This window comes from Kineococcus esterisolvens (genome assembly GCF_050871405.1).
Taxonomy (GTDB): Bacteria; Actinomycetota; Actinomycetes; order Actinomycetales; family Kineococcaceae; genus Kineococcus.
Window position 1 is genome coordinate 1 of record NZ_JBJLRI010000072.1, and the last position, 20,602, is coordinate 20,602.

17 protein-coding genes and 4 pseudogenes are annotated in these 20,602 nt (G+C 72.3%); 10 read left to right on the forward strand and 11 right to left on the reverse strand.

The features are described 5' to 3' along the window. The first annotated feature begins 247 nt into the window (after window positions 1-247). Entirely contained in the window at window positions 248-661 is a 414-nt protein-coding gene (locus ACRYR8_RS17640; protein WP_432485669.1) for an ester cyclase, read from the forward strand. A gap of 146 nt (window positions 662-807) precedes the next feature. Here the strand turns inward: ACRYR8_RS17640 and ACRYR8_RS17645 are convergent, their stop codons facing one another. Then, window positions 808-1,428, reverse strand: a complete 621-nt coding sequence (locus ACRYR8_RS17645) for a TetR/AcrR family transcriptional regulator (protein WP_432485670.1) — start codon at window positions 1,426-1,428, stop codon at window positions 808-810. A gap of 106 nt (window positions 1,429-1,534) precedes the next feature. Between ACRYR8_RS17645 and ACRYR8_RS17650 the strand changes: the two genes are divergently transcribed. The 4 genes and pseudogenes from ACRYR8_RS17650 to ACRYR8_RS17665 all read left to right on the forward strand — a co-directional run bounded on the left by ACRYR8_RS17650 (window position 1,535) and on the right by ACRYR8_RS17665 (window position 3,979). Beyond that, complete coding sequence (locus ACRYR8_RS17650) at window positions 1,535-2,320, forward strand: SDR family oxidoreductase (protein ID WP_432485686.1); 786 nt, start codon at window positions 1,535-1,537, stop codon at window positions 2,318-2,320. Then, window positions 2,313-2,804: a nitroreductase/quinone reductase family protein gene (locus ACRYR8_RS17655; RefSeq protein WP_432485671.1), complete on the forward strand. Its 492-nt coding sequence runs from the start codon at window positions 2,313-2,315 to the stop codon at window positions 2,802-2,804. Before ACRYR8_RS17650 ends, ACRYR8_RS17655 begins: the two co-directional genes overlap by 8 nt. 477 nt (window positions 2,805-3,281) lie before the next feature. Next, window positions 3,282-3,332: pseudogene (locus tag ACRYR8_RS17660) on the forward strand (hypothetical protein); the annotation flags it as partial. Beyond that, a complete protein-coding gene (locus ACRYR8_RS17665; RefSeq protein ID WP_432485687.1) occupies window positions 3,332-3,979 on the forward strand; it encodes a hypothetical protein in 648 nt (215 codons plus the stop codon). The pseudogene ACRYR8_RS17660 and the gene ACRYR8_RS17665, both read left to right, overlap by 1 nt. Window positions 3,980-4,000: 21 nt before the next feature. On the opposite strand, the gene ACRYR8_RS17670 is transcribed toward ACRYR8_RS17665, so the two are convergent. Then, a complete protein-coding gene (locus tag ACRYR8_RS17670) occupies window positions 4,001-5,800 on the reverse strand; it encodes a lipase family protein (RefSeq protein ID WP_432485672.1) in 1,800 nt (599 codons plus the stop codon). 191 nt (window positions 5,801-5,991) lie between these two features. Here ACRYR8_RS17670 and ACRYR8_RS17675 point away from each other — a divergent pair, with 191 nt between their 5' ends. Continuing rightward, on the forward strand, window positions 5,992-7,041 hold the full coding sequence (locus ACRYR8_RS17675; protein WP_432485673.1) for a YdcF family protein: 1,050 nt from the start codon (window positions 5,992-5,994) through the stop codon (window positions 7,039-7,041). Window positions 7,042-7,352: 311 nt separating this feature from the next. On the opposite strand, the gene ACRYR8_RS17680 is transcribed toward ACRYR8_RS17675, so the two are convergent. After that, a protein-coding gene (locus ACRYR8_RS17680; protein ID WP_432485674.1) for an IS5 family transposase occupies window positions 7,353-8,182 on the reverse strand; the annotation gives its coding sequence in 2 pieces (ribosomal slippage) (window positions 7,353-7,819 and window positions 7,819-8,182; 831 coding nt in all). A 393-nt stretch (window positions 8,183-8,575) separates the two neighbouring features. Then, window positions 8,576-9,376, reverse strand: coding sequence for a PhzF family protein (locus ACRYR8_RS17685; protein ID WP_432485675.1), 801 nt, complete (start codon window positions 9,374-9,376; stop codon window positions 8,576-8,578). 173 nt (window positions 9,377-9,549) lie between these two features. On the opposite strand from ACRYR8_RS17685, the pseudogene ACRYR8_RS17690 reads away from it, so the two are divergent. Beyond that, window positions 9,550-9,645, forward strand: a pseudogene (locus ACRYR8_RS17690) (RidA family protein); the annotation flags it as partial. A gap of 90 nt (window positions 9,646-9,735) precedes the next feature. Here the strand turns inward: ACRYR8_RS17690 and ACRYR8_RS17695 are convergent. Then, window positions 9,736-10,194, reverse strand: a complete 459-nt coding sequence (locus ACRYR8_RS17695; protein WP_432485850.1) for an MFS transporter — start codon at window positions 10,192-10,194, stop codon at window positions 9,736-9,738. Between the two features lie 73 nt (window positions 10,195-10,267). Continuing rightward, on the reverse strand, window positions 10,268-10,879 hold the full coding sequence (locus tag ACRYR8_RS17700; RefSeq protein WP_432485677.1) for an NADPH-dependent FMN reductase: 612 nt from the start codon (window positions 10,877-10,879) through the stop codon (window positions 10,268-10,270). Window positions 10,880-10,910: 31 nt separating this feature from the next. Between ACRYR8_RS17700 and ACRYR8_RS17705 the strand changes: the two genes are divergently transcribed. The 3 genes and pseudogenes from ACRYR8_RS17705 to ACRYR8_RS17715 form a co-directional block, all read left to right on the forward strand. Then, window positions 10,911-11,228 (forward strand): MerR family DNA-binding protein, encoded by a 318-nt coding sequence (locus ACRYR8_RS17705; RefSeq protein ID WP_432485678.1) that lies wholly within the window; start codon window positions 10,911-10,913, stop codon window positions 11,226-11,228. Window positions 11,229-11,380: 152 nt separating this feature from the next. Beyond that, the gene (locus ACRYR8_RS17710) at window positions 11,381-12,079 is read left to right on the forward strand and encodes an MBL fold metallo-hydrolase (RefSeq protein ID WP_432485679.1); all 699 of its coding nucleotides are present in this window, start codon (window positions 11,381-11,383) and stop codon (window positions 12,077-12,079) included. A 159-nt stretch (window positions 12,080-12,238) separates the two neighbouring features. Continuing rightward, window positions 12,239-12,406: pseudogene (locus tag ACRYR8_RS17715) on the forward strand (IS5/IS1182 family transposase); the annotation flags it as partial. A gap of 427 nt (window positions 12,407-12,833) precedes the next feature. Here the strand turns inward: ACRYR8_RS17715 and ACRYR8_RS17720 are convergent. From ACRYR8_RS17720 to ACRYR8_RS17740, 5 genes and pseudogenes are all read right to left on the reverse strand, one after another. Beyond that, window positions 12,834-15,386, reverse strand: coding sequence for a beta-glucosidase (locus ACRYR8_RS17720; protein ID WP_432485851.1), 2,553 nt, complete (start codon window positions 15,384-15,386; stop codon window positions 12,834-12,836). A 739-nt stretch (window positions 15,387-16,125) separates the two neighbouring features. After that, window positions 16,126-16,683: a hypothetical protein gene (locus ACRYR8_RS17725; RefSeq protein ID WP_432485682.1), complete on the reverse strand. Its 558-nt coding sequence runs from the start codon at window positions 16,681-16,683 to the stop codon at window positions 16,126-16,128. A 13-nt stretch (window positions 16,684-16,696) separates the two neighbouring features. Next, the gene (locus ACRYR8_RS17730; RefSeq protein WP_432485683.1) at window positions 16,697-17,749 is read right to left on the reverse strand and encodes a LacI family DNA-binding transcriptional regulator; all 1,053 of its coding nucleotides are present in this window, start codon (window positions 17,747-17,749) and stop codon (window positions 16,697-16,699) included. Between the two features lie 68 nt (window positions 17,750-17,817). Then, a complete protein-coding gene (locus tag ACRYR8_RS17735; protein WP_432485684.1) occupies window positions 17,818-20,412 on the reverse strand; it encodes a family 78 glycoside hydrolase catalytic domain in 2,595 nt (864 codons plus the stop codon). Between the two features lie 82 nt (window positions 20,413-20,494). Further along, a pseudogene (locus ACRYR8_RS17740) lies at window positions 20,495-20,602 on the reverse strand (carbohydrate ABC transporter permease); the annotation flags it as partial.

A 20,602-nucleotide genomic window follows, 5' to 3' on the forward strand; every position in this document is an offset into this window, starting at 1 on the left:
GATCGCAGCTTGTTCCAGACCGCCTCGATCATCAACGGTGTCAGCTTCTCGAAGTCCCCACGCGGCACGACAACCTCCCCGAATCACCCGATCGAGGAAGTGTTGCGCTGACCCCTTGAGACCGCCGACATGAGAGCGAGATCATCAAGTGGCCGTCACGGCGCGGATTGCGGGTGAGCGTGCGTCTACCGCCTGCGCGCGGCCGGGAGCGGCGTGCGCCAGCGCCGTGCTGTGTGACCATGCCTGCATGGGACTCGAACGCGCTGGTGTGATCGCCCTCTACGAGCGCTACCTCGCCTGCTGCAACGAGCACCGCGTCGACGGGCTCGGCGAGTTCGTCTCCGAGCAGGTCAGCGGGTCGGGACCGGTCGACGGGCTGGCTGCCTACATCGACGGCGTCAGGGCGGTGTGCGTCGCCTTCCCCGACTACCACTGGGAGCTGCAGCACCTGGTGGTCGAGGCGGACGCGATCGCCGCCCGGCTCGTCGGTCGGGGAACGCACACCGCGCCCTTCAGCGGTATCGCGCCCACCGGCCGCAGGATCAGCGTGCAGGAGTTGGTGATGTACCGGATTGCCGACGGCAAGATCGTTCGGTGCTGGGGAGACCTCTTCCCCGTGGTGCGCGACGCCTTGACGACTTCTGCTCACGAGGCCACGTGACCCGACGGGTCAGCGGTGCGCCGGTGGTCGGCATCTCACCGCTGGACCACGGGCGCATCGGCGGACGTCCACGAGGCGCCATGTCCGTGGAGTCGGCCAGCGGTCGAAGCTCCCTCGCGGTCGCGGGTGGCATCGCCCGGTACTGGCTACCGCTTGCCGTAGCGGGCGAGCGTGGTCAGGGCGGCTTCCTCCACCGCGTACGCGACCGCAGAGGCGTCGGGGTTCCAGTCGGCGAGGAACATCTTGGGCCACAGCACGAAGTTGGAGATCATGCCGAGCATCTGGGTCGCCGCCATCGTCGGGTCCTGGACGTTCAACGAGCCGGCGTCCGCGGCGGCGTGGAAGTAGCGACGCACCTGTTCGAAGAACGGCAGCTTGCCGAGGTCGAACTGCCGGCGCCCGAGTTCGGGAGACGACGGCGCCTGAGCGATGACCAGACGGTAGAGCCCGGCCATGCTCGGCTGGCCCAGCATGTCGGCGTACACGGTGCCCAGTGCCCGGAGTCCGGCCTCCGGGTCGGTGGGGTCGAGCTGCGCGGTCAGTCGCACCTGGGGCGTCCACGCCTCGTCGACGATCGCGTCGAACAAGGCGTCCTTGGTGGGGAACTGCTTGAACAAGGTGGCCTTCGACACCTGCGCTGCGGTCGCGATCTGCGCCAGGGAGGTGCGGGCGAACCCCTGGGCCCCGAAGAGCGCGGTGGCGGCGGTGAGGATCGCGGCCCGCTTGTCAGCGGCGACCTGCTGGTGGAACGAGGACGTACCGGGCACAGGGCGACGATACCGGGTGGTGAGTCGCTTGACTCACTCCGCCGGGTCGGTCACCCTGCATGAGGCGAGTCGACTAACTCACCTCATGGGAGGATCGACAGTGGACATGCGTTTCAGCCAGGACATCGTCTTGATCACCGGAGCCACCGGCGGCATGGGGTCGTCCCACGCCCGCGGCTTCCACGCCGGAGGCGCTCGCGTCGTGGTCGCCGGACGCCGCGACGACGCCGGGCAGGCCCTGGTCGATGAACTCGGTGCGAGAGCGACGTTCGTCCACCTCGACGTCACCGACCCCGGCGACTGGACGCGCGCGGTCGCGGCCACCGAGGAGACGTTCGGGCCGGTCACCGTCCTGGTCAACAATGCCGGGCTGCAAACGCCGCCCGCGCCGATCGAGCACACCGACCCGACGGCTTGGTCGCGTGCGTTCGCGGTCAACACCACCGGCCCATTCTTGGGGATCCGGGCGGTGACCCCGTCCCTGCGTCGTGCAGGCGGAGGAAGCATCGTCAACGTCGTCTCGACGATGGCCAACGTCGGCACGGCGTGCTTCGCGCCGTACACCGCCTCGAAGTGGGCCGTCCGCGGCCTGACCCGGACCGCCGCGCTGGAGCTGGGCCGTGACGGCATTCGGGTGAACTCGGTGCACCCGGGAGTCGTCTCCACCCCGTTCGTCCACGACCCGGTGCCCGGATCCGACACCGCGATCGCCGACGCCTACTCACCCGACGCCTTCGCCGTGCCGCGCCTGGCACAGCCGCGTGAGGTCACCGACATGCTGCTGTGGTTGACCTCGCGAGAGGCGAGCTTCGTCACCGGCGCCGAGTTCGTGGTCGACGGGGGCCTGCTGCTGGGCCCGGCGTTGCCGGCGGCGGAGACGGTCGATGCCTGACTCCCGACTCGATCCCCGACTCGATCCCCGGCCTGATCGCGAGGTCATCAGGGCGGCTCTGTCCCTCGACCGGTGCTCCAGCGCCCGAGCCCGCACGATCGACCTCACGACGACCGGCGCCCGCTCCGGGCGCGCGCACAGGATCGAAACCTGGTTCTACCGAGCAGGCGACGAGCTGCACCTGACCACGGCCCCGGCCCGGCGGGACTGGCACGCCAACGTGCTGGTGCACCCGAGGATCGTCGTCCACCTGAAGAACGGTCTGCGCGCCGACCTGCCGGCCACCGGCGTTCCCGTGACCGACTCGGCCCAGCGTGAGCGGGTGCTGCGAGAGATCGTCGACGAGCTCCGGCATCCGGACAACCGCGGCGGCGTGCAGGGCGTCGTCGGCGCAGCTGAGGACTGGATCGCGGGCAGCCCGCTGGTGCGCATCGACCTGGACGACCGATCGCTGGCACCCGGCGACCGGTCGGCGGAGCGCTGATCGCCCGTACGAATCGCACGGCTCGGGGATCGTGCCGTCGCTGAGCTTGAGCACGCGGTCGGAAGCGACACGACATCGCCATGACCGCGACGTCGGCAGAGCAGTCCAGCACCGGTCGGGCTGGCCTTCGCGCTGCGGCGCCACCGAGCCACGAGGTGCTCCCGCCCAGGCGTCGCCTGCGTCCACACCGGCCGGACAACGGCACGAGTGCTCCGTCGCGGAGCGGCCCGGGGAGTCCCTCGACCACGTCGAGGACGGCCTCGCCCCAGGCTCAGGGGAACAGGCGTTCGATGGTGGTCCTCTGTGGCGAGTCGGACTTTCTGGCGTGCCTGGACGCCAGGTTCGTTGTGGGTCTCTTCAGCACCGCCATCCCCTGACCGACTGCGGGGCAGCTCCGTGAGCCGCGAAGCGCCGCACTCGGTCGGAATCGAGGTGCAGGTCTCCGTGGTGCTGTCGGTCCTGGCCGAGGAGCTGACCATGGTCGAGGCCGCCCGCTGCCACGGAGTTTGCGCCGCCACCGTCGGCGATTGGCGAGACCGCTTCATCACCGCCGGCCGAGAAGGACTGCGCCCACGCCCGCCCGGCCCCGGCGGCAGCACCGGGTCGCAGGAGGAGCGGCGGCGGGTACGCCCGCAGCCCTCATCCCCGCGAAAGGGCCGTGGCCCTCACCTCGAGTCGACGCCATCGAAGCCACCGCAGCGAAGTACGCCGCCGACCGGCCCGCCTGGGGACTGCGCCGACAGGTCTTCCGCGACCCACCCACCGTCCGTGACCGGGTCTGGCAGCTGGACTTCTCCGGGATCGAGACTGCTGCTGGCGGCATCTGGCGGCTGTGCGCGGTCATCGACTTCGTCACCGAGTACTGCCTGGCCCTGACCGTCACTCCCACCAGCCGCGGCGCCGACGCCGTGGCCTGCGTGGAGCGGGCTGTCGCCCACGCTCAGCGCCTGCTGGGCCTGCCCGACCTGCGGGCCGACCGCGGCAGCGTCGACGTCGTCGAGCGCTCCTTCGGCACGCCGAAGTACGACCACCTCTACCGCACCCGTTTGACCGATGGCGACGCCTTGGCCGTGGAGTGCAGCCTCTTCCGCCAGACGTGCAACACCCGCCGGCCTCATCAGGGCATCGGAGACCGCATCCCGCGCACCACCTACCTCAGCTCCCTCAGGACATGAGGGACCGATGACGCCGCCGTGTCACTGACAGTCGTCCTTCTGGGGTGCGCCGGCGAACCGGTCGAGTGTCCACTGCTCGAGATCGGCGTGCAGCGGGGAGTCGGCTTCGAGCACGCCCATGTGCGAGCGGTCCGGGTAGCGGGTGTAGCGCAGGGGGTGGCCGGCCGCGCACAGCCGCGCGACGTAGCCGTCCTGCAGACGGGCGGGGATGACCTCATCGGTGCTCCCCTGGGCGAGGAACAGTGGAGCCGACCAGGGCCCGGTGGCGACGTTCTGCCGCAGCCGACGCCCGACCGCTCCTGTCGAGGGGTCCCGGGCGAGGATCGGGGTGTCGCGGGAGACGGCGACCCCGGTGAGGACGGTGACCAGCGTTCCCGGTTCGCTGGTGCACCGAGCGGCGGCTTCGCGCACCAGGGTGCGGGCGGCGGGGGTGGCGTCGGCGAGGGAGACGTCGGGGTAGGTCCGGCTGTAGGCGGCGAGGACGAAGGAGATGCCCAGGCTGGCGCCGAGAGCCCCGGGGTGGGCGGTGACGACCTCGGCCAGGGCCAGCGGGTCGCTGGCTGCCGAGAGCGCGGCGGTGCCGACGACGTCGAGGTCGGGGGCGTAGGTCGGGGCGAGCTGTCCCGCCCACAGTGCGGCGTGCCCGCCCTGGGAGTGGCCCCAGATCACCGTCTGCGGGGCCAGCTCGACGCCGAGGACGGATTCGTCGACCTGGTGCGCGGCGCGTACGGCGTCCAGGACGGAGCGTCCTTCGCCCTGGCCGATCAGGTAGGGGAAGTCACCTTCGGTTCCCTGCCCGGTGTAGTCGGTGGCGACCATGCCCCAGCCGTGGCGCACCAACGAGTCCATCGCGGGCATGCCTTCGGTGGAGATGGCGTCGCGCCCGAGGCTGGGTGCGCAGGCGCGGGCGACACCGACCGTGCCGTGCGCCCAGGCGATCAGCGGGACCGGGCGACCGGTCGCCGTACCGGGCGCGGTGGACGGCACCGCGAGGACCGCGCTGGCCAAGGCGGGCACTCCATCGTCGGCGGTCGTGGTGTAGAGGATCCGCTGCGCGCTCAACCCCGGCGGGAGGTCCCCGTCGTAGGGCCCCACCCGCAGCAGCTGCCCAGGCTCGTCCGGCACGTTCTCCGGGGCGTCGTAGAAGCCGTCGAGCACCGGGATCCCCTGCCGCAGCTGGGTGCTCACGGCGAGGGTCGTACCCGCCAGGACCAGCACGACGGCGGTCGACACCCACCGCAGCCCGGGACGACGAAGGCGGTGTGGGGAGGGGTCCTCGACGAGGGGGCGGTGCCGTCCGGGGACGGCGGACCGCCGGAGGAGGGAGAGGCCGAAGGCGGCGGTGCGCACGCCGAACAGGAACGCCACGACCAGCAGGGTCGCGTCCAGCCACAACAGGGCGACCAGACCGAAGGCCACCTGGGAGAGCCCGGTCGCGCCCGCCAGCACCCGCTCGGACGCCGGACCACGCCGCGCGCCGAGGAGGTCGGCGGCTCCGGCCCCGATCAGGAGCAGAGCCACGCAGGGCCCGAGCAGTTCCAGGCTGCGACCGAGCCAGATGAGCACCGCCGCACCTGCCAGGACCCAGGCGATCCCGGTGAACAGCCCTCGCGTCCCAGCACCCTGCCGGTGGGAGAGGAGGTCACCGACACCGCAGGCGAGGCAGCTGACGCCGATGCAGACCCCGAGCAGCGTCAGTGAGCTCAGGGGGCGCACCACCAGGAGCACGCCGAGCGTCGTGGTCACGACGCCGACGAGGAGGAGGACCCAGCGGGGTGCACCTGCCAGCAGCAGAGGCAGCGCCCGGACCCACCTGCTCACGAGGCGGTACCTCCTCAGGGTCGGCACCTGCTCAACTTAGGGGCTGCCCCCGGCCCGTGCACAGTCGCTGCCGCGTCCCTCCCCGCCTGCTGATGCGACCCTTCGGCCCAGCGCGGGTGGAGCCCCGCTCGAGCCTGGCCCCCCGCTGGCTCCTCCCGCGTGCCGTGGCTGCGGCGACTAGGGTCGGTCGGGTGAGCGCCACAGCGCAGTTCCTCGTACAGGCGTTGATCGCCTCCGCCGGCGTCTTCACCGTGGGCGGGCTGCTGGTGTGGTCCTTGAGGCGGGATCCGCGCTCGCTGCGCAACGGCTTCCTGGTGATCCTGCTGGCGCACTACCTGCTGGGTTTCCTCGTGTTCTTGACCTCGTCCTCACGCGTCCTGCAGGCCGCGGCCGACGTCGTGCGTCTGGTGGTGCTGGGCGTGGTCGGGTTCGGTCTGCTGCTGCTGCCGTTGCTGCTGCTCGCCGACGGGGTGCTGATGGTGCGCCGGGAGCGCCACTCGCTGGGCAACGCGCTCTCGCTCCTGACGGGACTGGCCCTGCTCCTGCTGCCCGTCGTCCTCATCGTGCTGGTGCGTCACGAGAACCCGGTGACCGGCACCCTGGCCGTGGGCCTGCTCACCGCGCAGGCGTGCGCCGGCCTGCTGTTCCTGGCGTTCGCGGTGCACACCGCGCTGTACGCACGCCTGGCCCGGCGAGCCCGCGCGCAGGCGGTGATCGTGCTGGGAGCCGGCCTGGTCAGGGGAGGCGTCTCCCCGCTGCTCGCCGCCCGCCTGCGCCGCGCCGCGGCTGCGGCCGAGGAGCGGGTGGGGCCGGACGGAAGGCCGGTCCTGGTGCCCAGCGGCGGACGCGGGAGCGACGAGCCGCTTCCCGAGGGCGAGGCCATGGCCCGCTGGTTGCGCGAGCACGGGGTTGACGCGCAGGGCATCCTCGTGGAAGACCGTGCCCGCACCACGCGGGAGAACCTGCGCTACAGCGTCGAACTGCTGCAACGCAACGGGGTGGCTGAGCCCTACCTCATCGTGACCAACGACTACCACGCTCCTCGCGCGGCCATGCTCGCCCGTCGACTCGGCATCGACGCTCAAGCGGTCGGAGCACCGACCGCGCTGTACTACTGGCCCAGCGCGTACCTGCGTGAGTTCGCCGCCGTGGTGCTCGAGCACCGAGTGCTCGTCCTCCTGTCCGGCCTGGTGGTACTCGTCATGATGGTGTTCGCGTGGCTGGCCTTGACCGCCGGGTGAGCACCAGTCGACGACCGGGTAACAAGCGGACCACGGACGGGCGGCAGGTGCACGGTCGGCGGCCGACTCGAAAGCTCTCTGCTGCTGCGTCTGCCTCGACGCAGCGATGCGTTCGAGGCTGCCGACGTTCGACGGGGCTGACGTTCGACGGGGCTGACGTTCGACGGGGCTGACGTTCGACGGGCTGGCACCTGGCAAGGTGAAGGGGTCTGCCCCGGCTCCGGTTGACTCGCTCGGGTAGGTGCGGTCGGGCCAGCTGCTCATGCGGATTCCTGCAGCATCGCTGCCGTGCCAGCTCACAGCTCGTTTCACTATGACGGCGGCAGCTTGCGGTAGCAGATCAAGGCGCACGCCAGCTGCAACAGGCCCAGGTGCAGATCGGCGCGGACCTCGTAGCGGATGCGCAGGCGCTTGAACTGGTGCAGCCAGGCGAAGCTGCGCTCCACGACCCAGCGGGTGCGCCCCAGGCCGGAGCCGTGCGCGATGCCGCGCCGGGCGATGCGCGGGACGATGCTGCGCGCCCGCAGGGCCCTGCGGTAGAAGCCGTAGTCGTAGCCGCGGTCAGCGAAGAGGTAGCGCGGGCGCAGGCGAGGACGACCGCGGATGCCGCGCACGACCGGGAAGGTGTCGACCAGGGGTAGCAGCTGGGTCACGTCGTGGCGGTTGCCGCCAGTCAGCGCCACGACGAGCGGAACGCCGTTCGCATCGGTGAGCAGGTGGTGCTTCGATCCGGTGCGGGAGCGGTCTACCGGTGAAGGGCCGGTGTGAGCCCCCCTTTGAGCGCTCGCACGTGCGAGCCGTCCACCACCGCCGTCTCCAGGTCCAGCTTGCCCGCCGCGCGCAGCTCCTCCAGCAACACCTGATGCAGCCGCGGCCACACACCGGCCTCGGTCCAGTCCCGCAGCCTGCGCCAGCACGTCACCCCCGAGCAACCGAACTGCTCGGTAGGAACCTGTCCCCAGGTGCAACCGGTCATCAGTACGTGCACGATCCCGGCCAGCGCGACGCGGTCATCGCGCGGCAAGCGACCGGGGTAGCGGTGCCGGCGCGGCGGGCGCTTCGGCAGCAGCGGCTGGACCCGCTCCCACAGCCCGCCCGGCACCAACTCCGCGACCCGCTCGGGCAGCGCGTCCTCGGTCATGCGTCCAGGCTGCGATGACTTCACCAGACCCGCAACTCATAGTGAAACGAGTTGTCAGTCCCGGCCCTGCCAGATTCTCGACTCAAGACCCCGGCCGGGGAGCTGACCGTGGTCGAGGCCGCCGGCCGTCACGGCGTCTCCACCGCCACCGTCGGCAACTGGCGGCTGTGCGCGGTCATCGACCACGTCACCAAGTGCTGCCTGTCCCTCACCGCCACCTCCACCAGCCGCGCCACCGACGCCGTGACCCGCGTGGAGCAGGCCATCGCCCCGGGCCCAGCGCCTGCTCGGCGTCCCCGACCTGCTGCTGCATCACGTCCGCCCGCACCACGAACAGCAGCGATCCGATCCACCGGTCGTGTCGACGGCCGCGGGTTCGCCGGGCCGGTGGTTTCAGAGCTCGACGTGACCCTCGAGGTAGAACACGCACGAACCCGTCAACTGAACCCGATCACCCACCAGTCGGCAGGCCAGCTCACCGCCCCGCCGCGAGGCCTGGTGGGCCAGGAAGGTGTCCCGGCCGGTCCGCGCCGCCCAGAAGGGCACGAGAGCGCAGTGCGCGCCGCCGGTCACCGGATCCTCCGGGATGCCCTTGGCCGGCGCGAAGTACCGACTGACGAAGTCGTACCGGCCCTCCCCCGGAGCGGTCACCACGACCCCGCGGCAGTCAAGGCGGGCGATCGCAGCGAGGTCCGGCCGCAGGGACCGGACCTCAGCCTCCCCCGCGAGCAGGGCGAGGTAGTTTCCGCCGTCACCGGCGGTCTGCGTCGGGGTGACGCCCAGCGCAGCCGACAACCCCGGCGGTGGCGGCACGGCGCGCACCGTGCGGGCCGGCAGGTCCATCCGGTAGGCACTGCCGTCCCGCTGGACCCTCAGCGGCCCGCTGAGGGTGTCGAACACGACGCTGTTGCGTCCGGGCTCCAGCCGCTCGGCGACGACGGCGCCTGCCGCCAGCGTCGCGTGCCCGCACAGTGGTACCTCGACCGTCGGGGTGAACCAGCGCAACCGGAAACGGCCCCCCGAAGGCGTGTCGCTGGACCGCACTGGGAACGCCGTCTCGGCGAGGTTGTTCTCCGCGGCGACCGCCTGCAGCAAGGAGTCGTCGCCGAAGGCGTCCAACACCACCACCGCGGCGGGATTGCCGGCGAAGCGGCGGGTGGTGAAGGCGTCGAGCTGGAAGATCGGAACACGCACGAGCGAAGGGTAGAGGTGGGTTAGCCACCTGCAGGGCCTCCACGGCTGCCGTCCACCGACGGGGGTGCGAGCGATCGGCACTCCCCTGGGCCTCCCCGCTCGCCAGCGCTCCCGGCCAGGTAGACGACATCGCAGTCATGTCGATGACCACCAGGTCGAGCAAGTGCGGAGCCGCCTGCGGCGACCACGACGCTCCCAGCACCCTGCTCGGGGTCAGCGTCCTGGGCCGGCCCGATCAGTCGGGGGAGGTCGTAGCAGTCGCGATCATTCCGCCGGGGCGATCCGGCGCCCACGCCGATCCCGCGGCGCGGCCGGTACGAGGTGAGGGCGCGAGCTCGCGAGCCGGGCGACGGCGGTCCTCATGGTCGGAATTCCCGGCGGCGGCAGGACCACCCGAGCCCGCTACCTGCGGAGACCATCGCCAGGCCCGGCCAGTCCACCGGCGCGGGGGTCCGCGCCTGTCCCCGATGCCGCGGCAGCACCCGCCGGCACCAGACGATCGCCAGCAGACCGACCGGCACGTTGATCCAGAAGTCCCACCGCCAGGACGCGCCGTCGACGAGCCACCCGGCCAGCGGTGGTCCCAGCACCGGTCCGATCAGCACCGGTCCGATCAGCACCGGTCCGATCAGCACCGGCAACCCCAGCAGAGCCATCACCCGACCTCGAGCGCTGTGGGGCACTGCCCGCAAGGCGATGGCCTGACCGACCGGGTTGATCAACCCACCACCCAGGCCCTGCAGGACCCGGAAGGTGATCACTGAGGCCACGTCCCACGCCAACCCGACCAGCGCGGAGGCCAGGGTGAAGAACCCCACCGCGGCCAGGCGGGCGCCCCGGGCAACGTGCGGGTGCTCACCCCCGCCGGGCCGCTGGAGACCGTGGACCCGCTCATCGCGGCAACGGGTGCTCGGCGCGAGCGCGCCGCAGCGCCCGCGTCCACCACCCCAGCTCCACCAGCGCACCGTCCAGCACCTCGCAGGTCCCCTCCGGCGGGGCGAACACGCCTTCCTGCAGGTGGGTCCACGGGGCACGCAGCCCCAGACCACGGCGGGTGGTGACCACGTGCAGTTCGGCGAAGACCCCGCGCAGGTGCTCCGTCGCCAGCCCTCCGCCCTGCGCGCCGTAGGAGACCACCGTGGCGGCCTTGAACATCCACTCCCCGCAGTGCCAGTCGATCGCCCGCTTCAAGCTCGCGGGAAAGCTGTGGTTGTACTCCGGCGTGACGACCAGGTACCCGTGAGCATCAGCGATCCGGTCGGTGATCGGTGTGGGGACGCCGCCGCCAGGCTGCAGGAGCCGATCCTCGGGAAGGTCGACCTCGGCCAGGTCGATCAGGTCGACGTCGAAGGACGTCGCCGTGCGGGCAGCGACCCAGTCCGCCACTGCCCGGCCCACCCGGGCGTCGCGGACGCTGGCGATGAGCCTTGGGGCGAGCGTCGTCACGACCTCCAGCGCGCACCCCACCTCGCCGTCGAGGTACTCGCGAACGGGGGGCGACATCGCTGCCGAGGCCGGTGTCGCCCCCTCAGCAGTGCGCTTCTACGACCAGCACGGCGTCATCACCGCCCACCGGACCGCCGGTGGGCAGCGGCGTTTCGACGACGACGCCGCCTGCCTGATCAAGGTCGCCAAACTCGCCCAACGCGTCGGCCTGACCGTGCGGGAGATCGCCGACCTGTTCTCCACCGTCCCCCGAGACCCGAAGCCCGCGGACTGGGCCCGAGTCGCTGCCACCCTGGTCCAGGAAGCAGAGGCGCGTACCGCTGCCCTGCGGGTCCGCCTGGACGAGCTCAGTGCGGGGAGCAAGCTGTGCACGATCGACGCAGGAGCGAACCGACCGACGGAGTAGGGAGCCCCACCGCACGCTCGTGACGCGCTCAGCGCGCGATCACGGCGGCCGATCAGGCTGCACACGTTGAAGCACGGAGGTCGTCGACATGACCGCTTCTCCTCTCAGGAGAGGTTGCGGACGGTCCGGCCACGAGTTCGTAGCGTCAGACGATGAACACCACGGAGATCGCTGCAGGCGTGCACCACCTGCGGCTGGGCATCGCCAACGCCTACCTGATCGCCGACGCCGACGGCGCGGTCCTGGTCGACACCGGCCCCGCCGGCCACGCACCCGCCATCCAAGCGGCGCTGGCGCGGATCGGGGTGGACCGCAGTGCCCTGCACACCGTGGTCCTGACGCACTTCCACGACGATCACGCAGGATCCTGCGCCGACCTCGCCGACTGGAGCGGGGCCACCGTGCTGGCCGGCGCAGGGGATGCCCCCTTCATCCGCGGTGACGTGCCCGGCCCACCACCGAACTTCACCGAACCCGAGCGGGCCCTGCACCGGGTCGCCGCCGCCGACCTCTCCCCCGCCCCTGCGAGCCCGGTCCACCGCGAACTCAGCGACGGCACTGTCCTCGACGTCGCCGGCGGTGCCGTGGTCCTAGCAGTACCGGGGCACACTCCAGGCAGCCTCGCCCTGCACCTGCCTGAGCGGGGAGTGCTCATCACCGGGGACACCATCGCCGAGCACCAGGGACAGGTGATCCTCGGCCCGTTCAACCTCGACCGCGACCTGGCGTGGCGATCGCTGCAGCGACTCGCCGCACTCGACGTCGGCACCGTCGGCTTCGGTCACGGAGATCCCGTCACGCACGACGCCGCCCACGCCTTGCGCGCAGCCATCGACCCCTTCGGGGGATGACCTCGAGCGCGAGGCGATGAGGAGAGCACGCTGTCACCGCGGCACGGCTGAACTCGGCATGGCCGTCGATGCTGGAGCGTTCGCGTCCGCGCGAAGAAGGGGGGACGCGCTGACGAGGCGCAACCCCACCGCCAGAGGCAAGCTGGGCACTGAGTACCACGTGCTCGTCACCGCCGATGGGTCGTCGAGCGCACCACCAGCTGGCTGCTCGCCTACAAGCGCCTGGCGCTGCGCTACGACACCAGTTCTTGCACGATCACCGCGTTGGCTCGCCCGGCCGTCGCGCTCACCTGCGCCCGACGACGGGTCTGCTGCACGATCAGGTGACAGTGTGACCTGATCGTGCAGCAGACCGGCGGGGCCGAGTGCCCGTGTCGACGGCCATGCGGGCCGGGTTGCGCCTGGCTCAGCGGGGCACGCCGAAGTCTCCCGTCCATTCCTGCAACGGCTCGTCGGTAGGTGCCCTCGATCTTCGCCTGCGTGCTTCGCCTGCGTGACCGACCCGTCGTACTGGTGAGGACACCCGCAACGCGCGCAGCGATGGGAGGAGCCGGGAAGCACGCGCTGAGGGCCGCCTCACCGGCGCCCGGGGTGCCTGCGTCACCGCGGACGCGGCGCAGGCCACCGCGCACTGCCGGACCGGCGTGGACCGCGGCGTCAGCAGCACGGCCACTCGGTCGACCCGTGCGTCGCCGGCGGGCAGCAGCCACGGCCCGCACGCGAGGCACGGGGGTGAACTGCCGCCCGACACCGGCTACTTCACGGTCATGCTGCCCACGAGGTCGACGTCGGCCGCGGAACGGCCCACGTAGACGGGGACCTCACCGGTCGGCGTGACCCAGCGGTCGGCGTCCTCGTCCCAGTACGACAGGGCCCGCCGGTCCAGCTCGACGCGCACGTCGCGCTTCTCCCCCGGCCGCAGTGCGACCTTCGCGAAACCTGCCAATGTCTTCTCCGGTGTGTCCACCGCGTCGGTCGGCAGGTGACCGACGTACACCTGCACCACGTCGGAACCTGCGCGCTGGCCGGTGTTGCGCACCCGCACGCGGACGGACGCGGTCTCGTGCTCGCCCTTGCGCGTGTCCAGGCTGCCGGCGCGCAGGTCGCGGTGCTCGAAGGTCGTGTAGGACAGACCGTGCCCGAAGGCGAAGAGGGGTTCCTCGTCCTGCTGGTCGTACCACTTGTAGCCGACGTGGATCCCCTCGTCGTACTCGACGCTGGCGCCGGTGTCGTGGGTCGGTCCCTGCCCCTCGGCTGCGGGGAACGTCACGGGCAGCCGCCCGCCGGGCTCCGCGTCGCCGTACAGGACGTCCGCGGTCGCGGTGCCCACCGCCTCACCCTGGTACCAGCTCTGCACGACGCCCTCGACGTCGTCCAGCCACGGCATCAGCACGGGCCCGGGGGTGTTCAGCACGACGATCGTGCGCGGGTTCACCGCGGCGACGGCCTCGATGAGCGCGTCCTGGTCGCCGGGCAGGCGCAGGCCCAGCCGGTCGACCGCCTCACCGGTCAGCTCGTTCACCACGACCACCGCGGTCTCGGCCTCCTTCGCCGCCTCCACCGCGGCCGGGATGAGCGATTCGGGCTGCCAGCCGAGGGTCAGTCGCGGCCCGAAGAACCCGGCCTCGCGGGTCGAGTACTCCACGGTGATCGGTACCGGCTCTCCCGCGGTGAGCGGGACGGTGCCGCCCAGGGTGTACTCCTGCGGGGCGAAGAAGAAGTCCCAGATGAAACGCGATCCGTCGAAGACGGTCTCACCGCCGACCGTGACCTTCGCCGACCCGGACAGCAGCGACGAGAACCGCGCCAGCCCGGTGGCAGTGGGGGTGATCGTCCCGCTGAAGCGCGCCGACCACTGCGCGGGCAGGCCGCCGACGGGAGCGGCGCCGCTGAAGTCGACGTTCGGGGTGGTCGTGGTGGCGACGGGAGCACCCTGGAAGTCTGGGTTGGCGAAGAACTCGGCCTGCAGGCCCTGCTCCCCGCCGGGCGCGGTGAACGCGGACGCGGGGACGGTGGGCAGCGCCACGTCGCCGAGCGACCCCTGGGAGACCGTCGTGAGCTCGGCACCGGCCTTCTCCCGCACCGCCTCGGCGAGGGTGGTGAAGTCGCCCGGGTCCACGTAGGAGGAACCCTCGATGCCGGTGATCGCGTCGCTGCCCGCGGGACCGATGACGGCGACGCTGTCCCGCTTCGACAGCGGCAGCGCACCGGAGTTCTTCAGCAGGACGCTGGCGGCGGCCCCGGTCTCGCGGGCGAGGCGCTGGTGCTCGTCGGTGGTGACGACGTCGGGGATCGCGGTGGGTAGCGGGTTGTCGTAGGCGCCGGAGTCGAACAGGGCGACGAGGACGCGGCGCGCCGCGTCCTCGGTCCGCTCCTGGGGGATCCGGCCGTCGAAGAACGCCTCGCGGGGCGTGCCGGGGAACAGGGACTGCGAGTCCACGCCCGCGTTGATTCCCGCCACCGGGTCCGTGCGGGGGTTGAAGTCGGTGGCGACGTACCCCTCGAGGCCGAGGTCCTGCTTGAGGTCGGCGAGCAGTTCCTCGTTCTGGCAGACGAACTCGCCGTTGACCTTCGGGTAGGCGCACATCACCGAGTCGGCGCCGCCCTCGCGGATCGCCTTCTCGAACGCCGGGTAGTGGACCTCGCGCAGCGCCCGCTCGGAGACGTCGACCGCGAGGGTCTCGCGCGGGCCGCTCTCCTGGTTGTACACGGTGAAGTGCTTGAGCATGGCGATGACGTCGTTGCTCTCCAGGCCGCGGGCCACCGCAGCGCCCATCTCGCCGTTGACGAGGGTGTCCTCGCCGTACCCCTCGGCGGCGCGGCCGGAGAGGCCGTTGCGGTCGACGTCCAGGGTGGGGCCGAGCACGACGTTCCAGCCCTTGGCGCGAGCCTCGGCGCCGACGGCCTGTCCGTAGCGCTCGGCCAGCGCGGTGTCGAACGTGGCCCCCAGGGCGTTGGGGGCGGGGAACGCGGTCACCCCCGTGTCCCCGCGCAGCCCGCCGGAGGCGTCCACGCGCCGCATCTGCGGGATCCCCAGGTGGGCTAGCGGGTCGAAGTCCTCGTCGTTCGTGGCCAGGATGAGGGTGACCTTCTCATCCATCGTCATGGCGCGCAGCAGCGCGTCCGCGCGCCACGCCGGGGAGCGCGTCGCATCGCGCCAGGGCTGGGCGTGCTCGCCCGGTCGCGTTCCGGCGGACGTCTCCGACGGCGGCGGCGCGGCGTGGGCACCTGCGCAGGGGGTGAGTGCTGCGGCGGCGCACAGCGCCGCCGCAGCGGCCCGACGTCGGGCGGTGTGGTGGGTCGTCACGGCAGTTCCTCCTCGAACCGGCGGGGGCGGGAAGCCGTCGAGGGCTCCTTCGCCGCGTCGAACGGCGGTTTCGCTTGAAGCGCTTCAGGCCGCCGGTGACGAGTCAACAGCATACCCACAGCGACGGCAAGGGTCGATCTCGGTCACCGTCGGTACCCGTCGGCCGTGCCCCGGCGGAACGCACGGGGCGGACCGCGCAGCGCGCGATCCTCCCCCGCGGTTTCCGGGACGGTCAGGGGTGGTCGAGGACGTAGCTCGGTTGCCCGGCCTGCTGCCGGGTCACCGGTGCTCCGACGCCGTCGACGACGCTGTCGAGCGTGCCTGCGGTGAGGTTCACGGTGTAGAGGTGGCGCGAGCGGACCCCCGCGGCGCGGGGCACCTCGAACGCTTGAGAGGCGTACTGTCAGCGGGACGGCGCCGCGCCTGGAATCGAGGGTGGCGTGCCTCACCCCCTGGGACGACGGTGCGGGCGCGCTCGACCACGATGCGGCACCGGCCGCCCCGGCGTCTGCCCCCCCCCCCGTCCCAGGTGACGCCGCGCGAACCCCGCTGGGCCGCCGGGACGCGCACCTGGTGATCACCGGTTCCGTCCACGAACAGGCAGGGCTCCTCCCGGCTCAGCGGCGTCCGGTCCTGGACCGGGTAGGGCGGGGCGTCACCGGCCTCGGTGGCCGGCGCCCCCTCGACCCCGGAGAAGGCCTGGTTCCGGACACCGTTGGAGCAGCCGGCCACCTCACTGTCACGCGTGAGCCACTGCTGCTGGGAGCCGCCCACCACGTTCTGCGGCTTCGAGTCGGCGATGAAGCCGCCGCTGGCCAGGGACGGGCCCGTGGAGCAGTGGTCGATCAGGGACAGCTGCCCACGTGAACTCCACCCGGCACATCGAGAGCGCTTGTGAGACCGCCCAGAAGTTCGTCCCGGCGCGGCAACCCTCCTGCGCCGCCGAGTCCACCCCGATCCGCAGGTCCGACACGGTGCGCCAGAAGTTGGTCAGCGCGTTGCGCGACGTGTCGGCACTGGGACCGAAGCAGCGGTCGAACACCTCCGCCTTGCCGTGGAGCGTCACGTCCGAGGGCGATTCCCCCAGACCGGCGATCTCGGTGTAGTAACCCACCCGCAGCTGCAGGGGGTCCTCGGCGCTGCCGTAGGTCCCGGGCTGGAACAGGAACGCGTACCGCTCACGCCCCATCTCGTTGCCGGCCTGCGCATCGGCGACACGGTTGAGCGCGTGCTCGATCTGCCGGGCCGGCGTCTGCGGCGTGAAGACGGTGACGGCGTGCTCGCAGTTTCGAAGCACGGGGTTCCGGGTGTCAACCTCCGACGCACTCGCACGCGGGTACCTCCGCGCGGCGGGCGGGCAGGACGCGGTCGCTGGTGCGCCGCGCCACGACCGTCGGCTGCAGCACGACGCGCTCGTGCTCGTGCCCGGCGCCGTCGCCGTCCTCCCGCAGCAGCAGTTCGGTGGCGCACCGACCCATCTCCTGCTGCGGCTGCGCCACCGTGCTGAGCGAGACGGCGGCGGAACGGGTGAACGGCATGTCGTCGTACCCCACGACCGCCACCTGCTGCGGCACCGCCAGACCGCGCTGCGCGCACTCCGCCAGGGCCTCCAGGGCGATGAGGTCGTTCGCGCACGCGATCGCGGTCGGGCGCCGCCGGGCCGGTGCGTCCAGCAGTTCCCGGATCGCCGGCAGCCCGCCGCCCGGCTGCCACCCGGAGACGTCGACGGCCCGCACGTCGGCCCCCGGCAGGGTCTCCACCAGGCCCGCGCACCGCTCGTGCACGTGGTGCGCGGACAGCGGCGCCCCGGCGAAGACGACGCGCCGGTGCCCCGCCGCGGCCAGGTGGGCGCCGACCTGACGGCCGCCGGAACGCTCGTCGATGGAGACCGAGCAGAGGGGGTGCTCGCCGAAGACGGGCCCCACCAGCACCAGTGGCGTCCCCCGCTCCTGCAGCGCCCGCACGCCCTCCAGCGACGCGTCGACCGCGGGGCTGAGCAGGACGCCGCGGACCCGCCGCTGCTCCAGGGTCTCGAGCTGCCGGTGCTCGCGCTGCACGTCGTGCTCGCTGCTGGTGACCATGACCTCGAGCCCGTGCAGGGCCGCCGCCTGCTGGGCACCGTGGACGACGTCGAGGAAGAAGGGGTCGGTGATGGTGGGCAGGACCACGGCGATGAGCTCGCTGCGGCCCCGCAGCGCCAACTGGCGCGCCGGTTCGTTGCGCACGTACCCCAGCTGCCGCATCGCCTCGCGCACCCGCTCGGCCGTCTCCGGGGACACGAGCTGGGGGTGGTTGAGGACGTGGCTGACGGTGCCGATCGACACACCGGCCAACCGCGCGACGTCCTTGATGCCCGTGCGCATGCCACCTCCGTGCCCCGACGTGCAGCGGTGAACACTATGTCACCCCCGACCGACCACGCGGGTCGCCTTCACCCCACCGGGTCGGCCGCGCGGGCGCCGCAGGTGAAGCGGTGGGTGCCCGCGGGCACCTCCTCGGTGGCCCCGTCGGGCAGCACCAGGCGGCCGGTCGCCCCCGTGGGCACCTGCACCGTCACCGCGAACCCGCCCTCCTGCAGCGTCCACTCGATCGAGGCGGTGCCGTAGGGGGTGAGGTGCCGGGCGGCGGCGGAGGTCAGGCCGCCCCCGGGCCGCGGGTGGAAGAGGATCGAGCGGTAACCGGGCTCGTCGGGCGCCAGACCGGCCACGACGCGGTGCAGCCAGTCGGCGACCGCTCCGAGGGCGTAGTGGTTGAAGGAGGTCATCTCCCCGGGGTTGACGGTGCCGTCCGGGAGCATGGAGTCCCACCGCTCCCAGATCGTCGTGGCCCCCATCCCGACCGGGTACAGCCAGGACGGGCAGCCGCGCTCGAGCAGCAGGAGGTACGCCTCCTCCAGGTGCCCCGTCTGGGTCAGCGCGTCGCAGATGACCGGGGTCCCGGCGAAACCGGTGGCGATGCGACCACCGGCCTCGCGCACCAGTTCCGCCAGCCGCGCGCCGGCGACCCGCTGCTGCTCCCCCGTCAGGAGCCCGAAGCGGATCGCCAGGGCGTAGGCGGTCTGCGCGTCGGAGCTGAGCCGTCCGTCCTCGCGCACGTGCTCGGCGAGGAAGGCGTCGCGGACCTCGTCGGCCAGCGCGGCGTAGCGTCGTGCGTCGGCGTCGCGGCCGAGGACGCGCGCGGTCTCGGCGAGGTGGCGGGCGGACCAGGCGAAGTAGGCGGTCGCCACCAGGTAGCGGTCGGTGCGGGCGTCGGCCGGCGACTCGGGCGGGGCGGCCGGGTCCAGCCAGTCCCCCAGCTGGATGCCGCTGTTCCACAGGCGCTCCGGCCCGGCGAGGCGCTCGACGAGGTCGACCCAGCGCCGGGCGCTGTCGTACTGCGCGGCGAGCACACCGGCGTCACCTGTCCGCTCGAACAGCACCCAGGGCGTCAGCACCGCGACGTCGCCCCACACGGCCCCGGGTTTCGGCGGGGTCCAGAAGTCCCCCGGGATGACGGGCACGTACCAGGGCACGGTGCCGTCCTCGAGCTGCTCGGCCTCCACGTCGCGCAACCAGGAGGCGAGGAACCCCGAGCAGTCGTAGAGGAAGGCGGCGGTGGGGGCGAAGACCTGGATGTCGCCGGTCCAGCCGAGGCGCTCGTCGCGCTGGGGGCAGTCGGTGGGGATGTCGACGAAGTTGCTGCGCATGCTCCACACGACGTTCTCGTGCAAGCGCTCCACCATCGGGTCGGAGCAGGAGAACTCCCCGGTGCGCTGCAGGTCCGAGTGAAGCACGCGGAAGACGACGTCACCGGGCTCGATCGTCGCCGCCGGCCAGCCCTCCACCTGCGCGTAGCGGAAACCGTGGATCGTGAAGGCGGGCTCCCACTCCTCCACCCCTCCTCCCGCGAGGGTGAAGGTGTCGCGCGACGCCGCGCCGCGCAGCGGTCGGGTGCACAGCTCCCCGTCCTGCAGCACCTCGGCGTGGGTGAGGGTGACGGTCCGGCCGGCCTCCCCGCGCACCCGGATGCGCAGCCGGCCGGCGGCGTTCTGCCCGAAGTCGAGCAGGAAGCGCCCGTCGCCCCTGGCCTCCACGCCGACGGGCAGCAGTTCCTCGGTGCAGCGGATCGGCGGGCCCTGGGGGGTGACGAAGCGCGTGGCGTCGACCGGTGCGGTGCGCACCGGGCTCCACGCGGTGTCGTCGAAGCCGGGCTCGGACCAGCCGCGCGGCAGCTCGCGGGCGTCGTGGCGCTCGCCCTCGTACAGGCCGGTGAACAGGATCGGCCCGAACCCGGCGCGCCACTCCTCGTCGGTGGTCACGACCTCCTCGGTGCCGTCCTCGAACACGACGTGCAGCTGGGCGACGAGCGCGAGGTCGGTGCCGTAGAGGTTCCGGTGCCCTCCGTGGAAGCCGAGCTTGCCGCGGTACCAGCCGTCGGCGAGCCACGACCCGATCGCGTTGGGACCGGTTCGCAGCAGATCGGTGACGTCGTAGGTGGAGCAGCGCAGTCGCTCGCCGTAGACGGTCCAGCCGGGCGCCAGCTCGTCCGTGCCGACGCGCTGGCCGTTGACCTCGAGGCGGAAGACGCCGTGCGCGGTGGCGTGCAGGCGCGCGGAGCGGACGGGGCGGTCCAGGGGGAACTCGCGGCGCAGCAGCGGGGGACGGCGGTCGGAGTCGGGGTCCTCCTTCCACGCCGGGCCCACCGCCAGGGCTGTCCACTCCTCCGGCCGCAGCAGGCCGGTCTCCACAGTGGCCGGCTCCGACCAGGGCGAGGGCTCCCGCTCGCCCTCCCCCCACACCCGCACCCGCACGCTCGCCGCCTCGCGCGAGCGCAGCGGCTCCCACGGCCAGGCCAGCAGGACCGAGTCGGGCGAGGAGACACGGCCGGTGCTCGCCACGGTGCCGTTGCGGGTGACCTCCAGCTCGTGACCGGCCGGCACCCACCCGGCCGGTGCGGCGGTCCGCCAGGAGATCCGCGGGGCGGCCTCACCGATGCCGAGGGCCTCTCGGTGGTGCTCGAACGTCGGGCGAGCGGGAACGGCGCTCATGCGCTTCGTGTCCTCACGTGTGTCGGGGAGAGGGCGGCGGTCGTCGTCGGTCGTCGCCCGGGTGGGGCGGTGGGGGCGGTGGTCAGCCCTTGACGGCGCCGGAGGTCATGCCGGCGACGATCTGGCGGTTGAAGAACAGGTACAGCACCAGCGGCGGGATCGTGATCAGCAGGATGTCCATGAACAGCAG

Bases quoted from the DNA above. Each gene is read 5' to 3' on its own strand.
- ACRYR8_RS17640 (WP_432485669.1), top strand. From the start codon at position 248: ATGGGACTCGAACGCGCTGGTGTGATCGCCCTCTACGAGCGCTACCTC.
- ACRYR8_RS17650 (WP_432485686.1), top strand. From the start codon at position 1,535: ATGCGTTTCAGCCAGGACATCGTCTTGATCACCGGAGCCACCGGCGGC.
- ACRYR8_RS17655 (WP_432485671.1), top strand. From the start codon at position 2,313: ATGCCTGACTCCCGACTCGATCCCCGACTCGATCCCCGGCCTGATCGC.
- ACRYR8_RS17700 (WP_432485677.1), bottom strand. From the start codon at position 10,879: ATGTCGCCCCCCGTTCGCGAGTACCTCGACGGCGAGGTGGGGTGCGCG.
- ACRYR8_RS17710 (WP_432485679.1), top strand. From the start codon at position 11,381: ATGAACACCACGGAGATCGCTGCAGGCGTGCACCACCTGCGGCTGGGC.
- ACRYR8_RS17730 (WP_432485683.1), bottom strand. From the start codon at position 17,749: ATGCGCACGGGCATCAAGGACGTCGCGCGGTTGGCCGGTGTGTCGATC.
- ACRYR8_RS17735 (WP_432485684.1), bottom strand. From the start codon at position 20,412: ATGAGCGCCGTTCCCGCTCGCCCGACGTTCGAGCACCACCGAGAGGCC.